The sequence below is a fragment of the Enterococcus sp. genome (assembly GCF_022711995.1).
Classification (GTDB): domain Bacteria; phylum Bacillota; class Bacilli; order Lactobacillales; family Enterococcaceae; genus Enterococcus_D.
Genome location: NZ_JALAHI010000045.1, coordinates 1 through 12774 on the forward strand (window position 1 = coordinate 1; position 12774 = coordinate 12774).

Sequence of the window (12774 nt, forward strand, 5' to 3'; positions counted from 1 at the left end):
GAAGTCACTGATGACTGCTTGGATATCTTTCCGTTCTTGGTCGGTCAATTGATTATCAGCGATTGCTTGTTTAATTGTATTGGTCAAACTGGCTGTCGTGGTCGCAACTTTGCTGATGGCTTCAATGGTTACTTTGACGCTATTGGAGATACTTGGTAGAGCCTCTTGTAACTGTTGGGCGCCATCTTTCGTTGCAGAAGCAAAGTCGGCTGCTTGATCCCCTAACTGCTGAATCTCTGGCAGTGCGGTTTGCACTTGTTCGATGATTTGCAGACCTTGTTTGGCTGTATCGATCCCTTCGGTCATAGTGCTGGCAATATTATCAAAATCATCATCGATCATTTTTAATTGCTTGCCGGCATTTTGGATTTCGGGGATTTTCTTTTGCAACGTCAAAATGACACTGGCTTGTTTTTTCAATTCCGGCAGCTTATCGTTTAATGCGATCAGTTTGTCACCCATCTCATCCACTTGAGGAATATAATCGGTAAATTCTTCCGCTTTGGCGATTTTTTCTTTGATTTCTGGAAACTTATCATGAAGTTCAACTACTTGCTTCGTGTATCCTTCAATGGTATCCAAATTGCCATCTGTTTCTAAAATCATATTTTTGACTTTATTGATGCTGACTAAGTTTGAATCGATATCATAGCCAATTTCATTGAATACTTTTACCAATGTGGAGCTGGCCGTCTCAATGAAGTTTTTTGAAATCTGGTCCTGTAAACTACTAGCACCTTTATCCGTGATTTTTGGTGCAATGGCATTGATTTTTTGGTTGCTGTAATATTCAATCTTGGGTTTGACGATTGTGCCTTTGGTAAAACTGATCAAGTCCTCTGAAAAGTCGGCAGGCAAATAAATTCCGGCGTAATATTTACCGGATTTGACCCCTTCAACCAATTCTTTCTTAGAATCCAAAAATTGCCAGCCTAACTGCTTGTTGTCATGGAGAGAATCGATGACTTCATTCCCAATCTGAATCTGCTTCCCTTCAAAATCAGCGCCTTTATCCGCACTGTAGACCGCGATGGGCAATTCACTGGTATTTCCGTATGGATCCCATAATGCTTTGATATTGAACCACGCATAAAGCGAGGGCAAAATCATCAAAGCAATGATCAAAAAAGCGGAAATCGGATTACTAAAGATTCGTTTCCAGTCTAATTTGTATAAATAAAACACGTTTTTGATTTTGTTCATTTTCTTTCCCCCACTTTTCTTCGTCGAAGGATAATTTACCACGTTTTTCGTAAGTCGCCAATGGGAATGAGATCACTGGTACCAGCCTTTCGACAAAATGTACGATTTGTCAAAATGAAACCCTTTTACTTTTTACGTAGTTTCCTTTATTGTTAATCTTTTCTTTAACTTTAACATGACTGGCTTTAGCAGACGAACTATTTGTTTGCTAAAATCCATTCGCTGTAAAAAACAACAATGATCGTTTTCTTGTGTAAAACGACCATTGTTGCTGCTATTTGGCCAATTGATCATTTTCTAGCAAACGATAGACATACTCAAGAGAAGTAGTTTCCGCATAGAGATTCAGGTCTGCTTTTTCTTTCGCTGAAAAGCTGTGGGTAAAGCTTTGGTCAGGAATCAATACAACTTGGATCCCTGCTCGTGTCGCTGCAGTGGCTCCAGGTAAAGAGTCTTCCATGACTAATGCTGTTTCCGCTGGAAGTGCCGCTTTTTTCAACGTCAGCAAATAGGGGGCTGGATCCGGTTTATGAGCGGGTACATCATCGCCAAAGGTTTTGAAATCAAAGGCATTCATCAAGTCAAAATGCTTCAACAACTTTTCCCCACGAAAGGCCATCGTAGAGGTGGCTAACGCCGTCTTTAACCCTTTTTCCCGTGCCAAAGCCAATGTCTCATGGGCAAATGGTTTTGGCTGCAGGTTTCCGTTGAGTAACTGCTCTTCAATATATCCTTCTCGTTCTTTTCGTAGTTCCTCCACTCGTTTTGGACCGCCAACTTTTTCTGCTAACATACCTACAGTCTGTTGCCAGCTTTGTCCCCGCCAAGCAACGATATCTGTTGCAGTGATCGGCAGCTGATATTTTTCAAAAAGTGCTAACCAGCCTTCTTGGTAAATACGTTCCGTATCCAGCAATAATCCGTCCAAATCAAAAATCAATAATTCCTTCATAGACTCTTTCCCTCTTCTCTTATTCCTACTCAAGTCAATGCACTATATCTTTGGTTGATCAAGACATCTCGCGGTTCTTTTCAGCAGCAGCGTGAACAGCCTTCATCACTGCAGCACGAAAGCCGTTTTCTTCTAATGTTTTCACTGCTTGAATGGTCGTGCCGCCAGGAGAGCTGACATTGTCTTTCAAGACCCCAGGATGTTCTTTGGTCTCCAGCACCATCTTCGCAGCCCCTAAAACTGCCTGAGCAGCAAATTCATAGGCCATTTGCCGAGGCATTCCTTCTGCAACTGCACCATCAGCCAATGCTTCAATAAATAGATAGGTATACGCTGGTGAAGAACCGCTGACCCCAATCACCGCATCAATCATGGATTCCGGGACTTGTGCTGCTTTCCCCATGCTTTCAAATAACTGTTGGATTTCTGCAGCTTCCTCCCCAGTCACTTGCGCATTGTTGCTGATCGACGTCATTCCTTCCCCGACTAATGCTGGGGTATTCGGCATCACACGTACGATTTTGCGCTGACCCAAGACTTCTTCCATCTGGGCAATCGTAACGCCAGCTGCGATGGAAACGACTAACTGTTGTTCATTTAATTGCCCTTTTAGATCCTCCAATAATTTAGGAAAGACAAAAGGTTTGACTGCTAAAATCAAGATCGAAGCAGCGGCAGCTTCAGAAAGTTCTAATGTAGGGGTGATCCCTAAGTCTTGTTCCAATTGTTTGAGGGTTGGTTCATAACGATGATTATAGACTAAAATCTCCTTTGGCTGATACAATTCCGATTGAATCAGACCTTTGATGATTGCTTTTGCCATGTTCCCGGCCCCGATAAAGGCGATGGTTTTCATAATGCTCACTCCTCTAAAAATTTATGCGGTTAAAAAGAACCACTATTTCTTGCAAAAAAAGCCTAATCTGGTGATTAGGCTTCAAACTCGATCACATAAGGATGCAAAGCTGTATTATAGATGCCTTCTGTATATTCTACCACTTCTCCATGGAGATCATAAGACCGACGTACCCGTTTCAAAGCTGAAATCTCTGGTGTGATCAAAAGCTTTTGTTGCTCTTCATTCAATGTCAATCCTGCAAATGAATCTTCGAACGTATCGATCACCATCCGGTGTTCATCCAAAATACGGTACAATGATTTCTCTTCAAAATCTTCCATGGCTAAGCCTTTTAACATTTTAGGCAAATGATGTTCATAGTAAATAAATGGCTGATGGTCAAAGTAATACATACGTCTTAAACGCATCACTTCTCTGCCCATCATAGCAGAAGCAGGATGCTCTTCTGCAAGCTCCACTAAGGTAAAATCAAGATTTTTCTTGGTATATTCTTTGCCGGTCTTTTCTAATAACTGGCTGAAAGTCGTCCCTTTAGACAACTTGTTGTAAGGTCGATTACTTAAAACCGTGGTTCCTCGGCCACTGCGTTTTTCCACATATTCATCTGCTGCTAATAGCTCGATGGCTTTGCGCACCGTGATTTTACTTACATTGAAGGTTGTTTCTAACTCGGTTTCTGTCGGTAGAAAAGAACCTACAGGATAATGTCCGGACATGATATCTTCTTTGATTTTATCTGCCACATCGCGATATAAAATATGTTTACGCTTCATTTCTTTCCCCGCCTTTCCAGTTATTGCTCCCTCAAAAGAGTGCGTGCAACTTACTCGTCAAAACCCGGTACTTCTTCTGCTACCGCTTCGATCAGCACTTTTCGAGGCTTACTGCCTTCGGAAGGTCCTACGACCCCTTGATCTTCTAGTTCGTCAACGAGACGAGCAGCCCGATTGTAGCCGATCCGAAACCGGCGTTGCAACAGTGAAACACTGGCCGTCTGCATCTCGATCACCAATGCTTTAGCATCTTCAAAGAGTTCATCTTGCGGTTGTCCGCTGCTGGTACTTACCGTATCTTCTTCGGTGACCATCATTTTCTCTTCGTAATTCGCTCCTTGCTGCTCGGTAACAAAGGATACCACCCGTTCTACTTCATGATCCGAGATAAAGGCGCCTTGCACCCGAATCGGTTTGTTCTCACCCATTGGCAGATACAACATATCTCCTCGTCCAAGGAGTTTTTCTGCACCATTGCTATCAATGATCGTCCGGGAATCGACCCCACTGGATACAGCGAAGGCCATCCGTGAAGGCACATTGGCTTTGATGATCCCTGTGATGACATCTACACTTGGACGTTGTGTCGCCAGGATCATATGGATCCCTGCGGCCCGCGCCATTTGAGCTAGACGAATGATCGCATCTTCCACTTCATTACTTGCGACCATCATCAAGTCAGCCAACTCATCAACGATCACTACAATAAATGGCAAGATGGGCCGGTTTTCCCCATCTTCCAAATTTTTATTGATCACTAGTTCATTGTAGCCTGTGATATTTCTAACCCCTGTCGCAGCGAACTTCTCATACCGCTCTTCCATCTCTTTAACGACTTTTTGCAACGCTTGGGCTGCTTTTCGAGGGTTCGTCACTACCGGAGTCAATAAATGCGGAATGCCATTATAGACATTCAATTCAACCATTTTCGGATCGATCATCATCAATTTGACTTCGTGGGGTTTTGCCCGCATCAAAATACTTGTGATGATCCCATTGATGGCGACGGATTTCCCACTCCCTGTAGATCCGGCAATCAGTAAATGGGGCATTTTCGTTAGATCAGCTGTTTGGACACGACCCGAAATATCTCTCCCCAAAGGAACTTCTAATAACTTATCAGGATGATCCGGTTGTGCTTCGATCACTTCTCGGAAGGAGACCATGCTGACCGCACTGTTAGGCACTTCAATCCCAATCAATGATTTCCCTGGGATCGGTGCTTCCATCCGCACATCTTTAGCCGCTAGCGCTAGGGCAATATCATCTGTCAAACCAACGATTTTGCTGACTTTGACCCCGACTGCAGGCTGCACTTCAAATTTCGTTACCGCAGGTCCTAAACTTGCCTTCACGACTTTGGCATCGACACCAAAACTTTGGAAGGTTTTCTCTAAGACACCAATATTTTGTTCGATTTTTTTGTACTCGCTGCTTTGATCCGTTGCAGGGATCGAGTCCAACAATTCAGCAGAAGGCAACTCATAATCACGGTTTTCGGCCTCTTCAGAAATTTCAAATTCCAATACTTCCCCATCATCCTCCGCTTCCTCAACAGGTTCTTTTTTCTCATGAGTAGCAGGTGCTGCCGGAGTTGCTTTGGGTAGTTCTTGAAAATGGTCAATGGGCACGAAGCTTAACTGCTCCGGTTCAATTTCTGGGAAGTCTGGTTCCGCTTGTACTGCCCGTTCTTCGTCTGTTCTAGGACGGACTTGATTTTTTTCTTTGATCTCCTCTAAAACCGCTAAACGTTCCGCTTCTTTTTTTGCTGCCTTGTCAGCGGCTTTTTGCGCCTTTCGTTCTTCACGAGCCGCTTGTTTTTCAGGAGATCCCTCTAATACTTGTTGGATCTTTTCACCCGCATGCTGCAAATGTTCAAGCAATTCATGGCTGCTCATCTTACTAAATAAAAAGCCACCGATCATAATCATCAATACAGCTAAAATATAACTACCAATCTGAGATACGAGAAAATAGGTTCCACGATAGACGAGCGCCCCTACCATTCCTCCCCCAACATTTTGGGTTACTTGACTACGGCGGATATCATCCAGTAGTGTAGTCCAAGTCGTTTGCAAGACATTTGGTGATTCGCTCATGACATTGTTGAATAGATGGGCATGGAGAATCACTAAGATTCCCAAATAAATCAACAGACAGCCACTCACTCGTCGAAAACTCTGAAAGCGTGCTTCCGTAGTCTTGATCGCTAACCAGCCGCCATAGACAGCCAATGCCAGACAAAGCACTTGGTAGGTGTTGCCTCCGATGATGCGAAACCCATTGGCGATCAGTGTTCCTAAAAAGCCTAAGTGGAAAAAGCCAAAAATCGAAAACAAGATAAAAAGCAAGCCAATACCGACTAGAATCAGTTTTTCTTGTTGTTTTTGTTGTTTTTTTGTTTTGCGTTTCTTCGCGCGTTTCTTTTGCGCCATTCTTATCCCTCTTTTCGTCTCTACCTATTATAACGAAAAAAGAAGGCGAACAAAAGTTTTCCTGCCAGAAAGTTTATTGCTGCGAAAAAAAAGAGCCTCACAACAAAAAAAGACTGCGCCATCCGTCTAAAACAAAAGGCGATCTAAAGGAGGTCTTACTTCTTAAACTCCTCTTTAGCATAGCTGCCTCGCACCTCTTGGTGAACACCCAGATGCCAGACAGCTGTGATCGTTTTTGTTAGGACTTATGTCGCAGTCAATCTTTTTTTTATTACTTTGGAGAAACGTCTTCTCCAAACCATTTTTCAGAAATCTCCGCAAATTTGCCATTTTCTTGCAGTTTCTTCAATCCATCATTGATTTTATCTGCCAATGCTTGATCATCTTTCCGGACTCCTACAGCAAAGTTTTCGGATTTAAAAGGACTTTCGATAACATTGAAAGCATCAGCTTTTTTCGTCTGAGTCAAATAATACTCTGCATAAACCCGATCAATCAAAAGACCATCGATGCGGCCATTTTCTAAGTCGATAAACGCTTCATTGAAGCTAGCGTACAAAGTCGCTTCGTTATCGGCGACAATATCTTTCAATACTTCCGGCTGATTGTTAAACGTATCATACCCAGAAGATCCTTCTTGCGCCCCTAATACCTTGCCTTTCATGGCATCAAAGGAAGTGATATTGCTGTCTTTTGCAGTCACTAAAACCTGTTTGTTTTCCATATACGTATCGCTAAACAGCACTTTCTTTTCCCGAGCTTCAGTTTTTGTATAGCCATTCCAAATCATATCGATCGTGCCATTGTCCAATTCCGTTTCTTTCATGGACCAATCTATTGCCTGAAATTTGACCTTTGTTCCAGTTAAATCAAAAACGGCTTTAGCCAAGTCGACATCGAAACCAACGATTTCCCCTTGATCATCCTGAAAGCCCATTGGAACAAAGGTATCGTCCAACCCAACGATGACTTCCTTTTTATCTGCAGCACTTTCTGCTTTTTCACTATTATTGCCACATGCGGCAAAAAGCAATAAGCTGGCTCCGACTAACAACGTCAATCCAAATTTTTTCATCTTTCTTCCTCCTTAGTTCCCTTCAACTTCTAACAATTGATCGGCAATATTTTTTGCAAAAACCAGATCATGGGTAACCACGATCTGAGTAACGCCCTCTTTTTTCAAATCTAAGATCAGTTTTTCGACTTGCTGGCGCAGCCCTGGGTCCAATGCACTGGTTGGTTCGTCATAGGCCAATACTTTCGGATTCATCGCCATCGCCCGTGCAATCGCCACTCGTTGGCGTTGCCCACCGGAAAGCTGATAAGGATATTGCGTTAACAGTTCAGATAATCCCAATTGCCTTGCTAAGACAACGGCTTTTTCGGTATAGCTCGTCTTGTCTTGTTTCAATACCATTTTTGGTGCCAGTGTGATGTTATCGAATACCGACAAATGCGGAAATAGTTGAAAGTCTTGAAAAACGACACCGACGACTTGTTCTTGTTCTTTTGTATCCGTTGGATCAAAAGGTTGTCCATCTAATAAAAATGTACCGGAATCGATGGTCTCAAGCCCTGCCAATGTCCGCAGCAAGGTTGTTTTGCCGCCCCCAGAAGGTCCGACTACCGCTAAGATACTGCCTTCTTCAATCGTCAGGTCTAAGCGATCAATGACCTGTTTATCGCCAAATGCTTTTGATACTTGTTTCAGTTCTAACATCTTTCTATGCCCCCTAACGGTAATAATCGAGTTTCGTTTCTAACTGTTTCAAAATCAGTGTAAAAATACCGGTCATCAGTAAATAAATCAGCGCAACGCCAAGTAATGGTACCAATGTACTATCCCGCTCCATCGCGATTTTACCGATTCGCATGACATCTGATAAACCTAAAATATAAACAAGCGAGGTGTCTTTAACCAAATTGATCACTTCGTTTCCAACGGAAGGAAGGGTGATCTTGACCACTTGCGGAATAATGATCTTACGAATCGTCTGTAATGGTGAAAGGCGTAGAACTTTTGCCGCTTCGTATTGCCCTGCCGGAATCGATTGGATCCCTCCACGAAATATTTCTGCGAAATAAGCAGCATAGTTGATGATAAAGGCAATCAACGCCGCTTCAAACCGATCAAAGACAATGTTTAAGATCGGCAGACCATAAAACACAAAGATCAGCTGCAGCAGCAAAGGGGTACCTCGCATCAGCCAGACATACACTTGCACGATTGCTTTCAAGATCCGCAAGCGACTAGCGAGAATAAAAGCGAAGAGGATCCCTAATGGAATCGATCCTATTAAGGTTAACCCAAACAATTTGATTGTGATTCCTGCCCCAGAAAGAAGTTGCGGCATCACACTTACTAAATAATCGATCATTTCTTTTTACCTCCTTGATTTTGCGGCAATGATAGCTTGCTTGACTTTCGAGCAATCAAACGCCATCTTGCCCTGTTTCCACTTGCTAATGAACATCGTTCCAAAAAAAAACGCCCTCCGGCCTAATGCCAGAGGACGTTTGATACGTGGTTCCACCTCAATTTGTTTTCCCTTCACAGAAAAAACCTCATGCAGTCCGTTGATGGATTCGCTAGTACCGCGATTAAATAAAAAAAGTCCTTTAGCCATTACAGCTAAAGGACGTTATCAACGCGGTTCCACCTTTGTTTATCAGTGCTTCACAGCAACTGATCTCAGAAAGTCATCAAACAATGACTGCTGCTGTAACGGGCACTCCCGGTCTTTCCTACTCGATTCAGAAAAACGACTCCAAGATGTGGTTCACAAGTCCTTGTTGTCTCTTCTCACCAGCCAGAGACTCTCTTAAAACGAAGAAACCTTGCTACTCTTCTTTTCGATGTCTGTTTCATTAAGTTGTTTATTACTTTATACGCAAACGGAAAAAAAGTCAAATTTTTTTTTTCGTTTTCTTTGATTGCTGTAAAAAAGGTGCGGCTCTCCCTTTTAACAGCCCCTAAGGAAGACTAGTTAATATATGTTCGGGGATGCCCAGCACAGACTGCTTCAAAAAAATTTTCTCTCGTCGATTGAGACAAACAGGAAGAGCGTGGGCCAAAAGGAAGAATCACTTTTGTTCCACGCTCTAAACCTATTTAAACGACAGGAGCAGAAGCAACGCCGAGAAATAAGTCAAAATAACCCAAAATTTGAAAAATATTTTCCGTGTATTTCTCCTTATTTCTTGGAGTTTAACACTTCTGTCCTAGCCTCTTAGTTATGCTACCGTCTCAATTTTATATTTTTAGGGTACTTTCAATTGAACATGATACCGATAGCGATCGCCGCGATAATAAATTTCAGCATATTCAACTAAGCGATTCTTGTGATCTTTTGTTAAACGTTCCACGTATAAAAGTGGTGTATTCATGTCAATCTTTAACAAACGAGAAAGTTCTTCATCAGACACGACTGATTCGATCGTTTCTTGTGCGGTCGTTACTACAAACCCCTGACTGCGCATAATCTGGTAGAGAGACGCCTGTTTATCCGAAAGGTCTTTTTCTTTTAACTCAATGTAGGAAGGACAGTATACTCGTTGAAACCCAATACATTGATCATCCACGTAGCGAAGACGTTCATGTTTACTAACCTCTGCTCCTTTTGGTAAGTCTAACTTACTACATAGTACCTCGTTGGCTTCCAAAGATGTGTTTAAAGAAATGAGTTCCGAATGATTGGATTGCAATTTGTTTTCTTCCGAAAAACTTAGAAGGGTTTGCAATTGCAGTAATTCTTTTGTACTAAGGACGATTGTCCCTACACCGTGAATTCTTTTGATAAACCCTTCATCTACTAAAAGCTGTAACGCATGACGAACTGTAATACGACTCACTCCATATTTTTCTTGGAGTTCAGGTTCAGTCAGAAATGGTTCCCCCACAGGATATTTGCCTTCATTGATTTCTTTTTTCAGCTCTTCATAAATCGAGAGATATTTTACCTTTTGACTCGTCATTTTCATTCACCACATTTGCTAGAGATTCAGCCAAACTAATTAAATCATAGTTATTGGCTGTTTGAACATCTCGAAACAGTGGTGCAAAGCGAGCATCCTCTTGATCAATCAATGCCCCAACTATAGATCCTACAATTGTTGCAATCGTATCCGTGTCATATCCAACATTCACGGCATCGATAATCGCATGAAAAGGATCTTGCTTGTTTAGGGCAATAATTCCAAATGCACATGGAACTGCTTCCGAGATGTGAAGTCCGCTACCGATGATTTGTGCCAATCGTTTCAGTTTTTCTTCATGAGTACCAACTTCATTAGCTATAGTATACGCTAGTTTAATACGTTCAACAACGCTTGGTCCGCCAACTTCTCGGGAATAAATTTTGCCCAATTCTTCTCCTCGGATGGCACCGTACAATCCTATTGCTAACAATTGATCTACAGTTGCATAGTCACATAACGAGGCAGAAACGGCTGCAGCAACAGCTGCTGCGCCAGAAATAGCGAGTGCGTTATCATGTGTCACTTGAGTTATAATCATAGCTGCTTGGATCGCTTTTTCCACATCTCCTGGATTTAAAATCCCAGCGGGAGCAATTTTCATTGCCGCCCCGTTCGTAGCTTTTGAAGCATAATCCACAGCCATAGCACCTGGTAATGGCGCCATTTTTTGGTCAGGATTCTTATACATCGCAATCGCACTTCGTGTAGTTGGACCGGCAAATCGATCGAAATACCATGCATTTTCTGACCATTTTAGAATGGCTACCTTCACGATTTCAGAATCAATGACTCCCCTATTTTCTATAATACTATGAGATAACGTATAGATCTGCGAGAAATCATCCGTAACTTGTCCAGCTTCATTTCCTAATGCAAAAGCCCCTTCATCCGGTTTCAAAAAGGTGGAGACTTTCCCATGAAATTTTGTTCTAATTTGGTCAAAAGTAAGATTTTCTGTTGCAGCTCCCATAGCATCTGCAATAGCTGCCGCTCCCAATGTACCTTGAATTTTCAATTGTAAACTCATATACTCTCTCTCCATTCATTTATTCTTTATTTCATCTCAGCTTCTGGATCTTTGATACCTAGAAGAATCGTTAAGACCAGTCCTCCTAAAAATGCGATGACTAATCCAACAATGTATGCCCATAGTGTAGGACCTGCAAAAGCTGGGATCGTTGTTAATCCTCCAAATACAAAGGCATTACCAATAACATCAAATGCGCCCATAAAAGCGCCACCCATTGCAGCGCCAAGACAGCCAGCAATCAATGGTGTTTTAAATTTAACTCCTAGACCATAAATAGCAGGTTCTACGATCCCGGATAAAAAGACAGAAGTGATAGCAGTTAAAGAGAAGTTTCTCAATTTAGTATTTTTTGAGCGTAAGAAAACTGCAAATGCTGCTCCTGCCATCCCAAAATTTGCTGTTGCTCCATAGGCGATGAATGCCGAGTGGCCGGTATTAGCGATCTCAGGAATGATAACCATCGTATTGGGCGCCCAGTGAACACCAAACATAATCAAGATATTCCAAAATCCACCAGTAATTGCACCAGTAATGATTTGATTGATTCCCGCTAAATAATTGACAACTCCAGCAATACCAATACTAATATAGTTGCCTAAAGGACCAAAAATCCCCGCAGTTACCGGTACTAAAACAAATAAGAGAACCGTTGGTATTAAAATCATATGCAAACTGTTGGGAATACGTTTTTTCATAAAATGTTCCATTTTCGATTGTACCCATGTTGTAAAAATCGCCGGTAGAATCTGTGATGTGTAGTTAAAGACTGGAATCGGCAGGCCAAAGAACGAAATCGTATTGCCGCCATCCCCTTGAATTAGATTAATAAAATCTGGCATGATCAAAGCGCCAGCGACAGCTATGGCAATATAGGGACTCGTTTTGAATCGATTTGCTGCAGTTACCGAAACTAATAACGGCAGGAAATAGAAAACAGATGTTGCCGCCAGTGTCAGCATGAGATTCGTTGAGCTATCTGTAGATAAAAGCCCCACTTCATTTGCAAGAATCGTAAAACCTCGAAGAAGACCAGCTCCAGCTAATAAAGGCAATAAGGGCGAAAAAATACTCACAACAAGTTGAACAAACTCATTTAGCAGGCTTTTCTTTGTTTGGTCTTTAGAAGTGGTTTCGATAGTCCCTTCACTTTTTTCTCTATTCAATACTTTTAGGAAGTCGTCATAAACTTCTCCAACATTTGTACCAATGATTATTTGATATCCCGAATCTTTATTGACTACCCCAGTGACCCCATCCAATGATTCGATTTTCTCACTTTGTACTAAATCACGTTTCTTCAGACTTGGGCGTAACCTTGTTGCACAATGTGTGATTGATTCAATATTTTCTGCTCCGCCTAGATACTCTAAAATCTGATTGGCCAGCATTTCCTTTTTCATAATAATTCCCCTTTCTATGTTAAATCCGCAAGTCATTATGACGTCATATCGACAACCAAAATATACCCTTAATACATCAAAGTGTAAACGATTGCAAAAAAAATATATCCAAAGATTTATTTATCCCTCATAATCCTCCTTGGA

General features: G+C 42.0%; 11 protein-coding genes and 1 other annotated feature. All 11 genes read right to left on the reverse strand.

What is annotated here, in order from left to right:
- On the reverse strand, positions 1 to 1203 hold a 1203-nt coding region (locus Q0A12_RS04380), incomplete at its 3' end, for a YhgE/Pip domain-containing protein (RefSeq protein ID WP_291291455.1).
- 274 nt (positions 1204 to 1477) lie between these two features.
- Entirely contained in the window at positions 1478 to 2155 is a 678-nt protein-coding gene (locus Q0A12_RS04385) for an HAD family phosphatase (RefSeq protein ID WP_291291456.1), read from the reverse strand.
- 58 nt (positions 2156 to 2213) lie between these two features.
- The gene (proC, locus tag Q0A12_RS04390; RefSeq protein ID WP_291291457.1) at positions 2214 to 3011 is read right to left on the reverse strand and encodes a pyrroline-5-carboxylate reductase; all 798 of its coding nucleotides are present in this window, start codon (positions 3009 to 3011) and stop codon (positions 2214 to 2216) included.
- A gap of 74 nt (positions 3012 to 3085) precedes the next feature.
- Positions 3086 to 3787 carry a GntR family transcriptional regulator gene (locus Q0A12_RS04395; protein ID WP_291291458.1) on the reverse strand — a complete coding sequence of 234 codons (702 nt, stop codon included), beginning with the start codon at positions 3785 to 3787 and terminating at the stop codon, positions 3086 to 3088.
- A 50-nt stretch (positions 3788 to 3837) separates the two neighbouring features.
- Complete coding sequence (locus tag Q0A12_RS04400; RefSeq protein ID WP_291291459.1) at positions 3838 to 6222, reverse strand: DNA translocase FtsK; 2385 nt, start codon at positions 6220 to 6222, stop codon at positions 3838 to 3840.
- Positions 6223 to 6493: 271 nt separating this feature from the next.
- Positions 6494 to 7297, reverse strand: coding sequence for an amino acid ABC transporter substrate-binding protein (locus Q0A12_RS04405; protein WP_291291460.1), 804 nt, complete (start codon positions 7295 to 7297; stop codon positions 6494 to 6496).
- A 12-nt stretch (positions 7298 to 7309) separates the two neighbouring features.
- Entirely contained in the window at positions 7310 to 7942 is a 633-nt protein-coding gene (locus Q0A12_RS04410; protein ID WP_291291461.1) for an ATP-binding cassette domain-containing protein, read from the reverse strand.
- A gap of 13 nt (positions 7943 to 7955) precedes the next feature.
- Positions 7956 to 8600 (reverse strand): amino acid ABC transporter permease, encoded by a 645-nt coding sequence (locus Q0A12_RS04415; RefSeq protein WP_291291462.1) that lies wholly within the window; start codon positions 8598 to 8600, stop codon positions 7956 to 7958.
- A 254-nt stretch (positions 8601 to 8854) separates the two neighbouring features.
- Positions 8855 to 9088: a binding site (T-box leader), on the reverse strand.
- Between the two features lie 395 nt (positions 9089 to 9483).
- The gene (locus Q0A12_RS04420) at positions 9484 to 10197 is read right to left on the reverse strand and encodes a GntR family transcriptional regulator (protein WP_291291463.1); all 714 of its coding nucleotides are present in this window, start codon (positions 10195 to 10197) and stop codon (positions 9484 to 9486) included.
- Positions 10160 to 11227 (reverse strand): ADP-ribosylglycohydrolase family protein, encoded by a 1068-nt coding sequence (locus Q0A12_RS04425; protein WP_291291464.1) that lies wholly within the window; start codon positions 11225 to 11227, stop codon positions 10160 to 10162. Before Q0A12_RS04425 ends, Q0A12_RS04420 begins: the two co-directional genes overlap by 38 nt.
- A gap of 26 nt (positions 11228 to 11253) precedes the next feature.
- On the reverse strand, positions 11254 to 12630 hold the full coding sequence (locus Q0A12_RS04430; protein WP_291291465.1) for a PTS transporter subunit EIIC: 1377 nt from the start codon (positions 12628 to 12630) through the stop codon (positions 11254 to 11256).
- Positions 12631 to 12774: the final 144 nt, after the last annotated feature.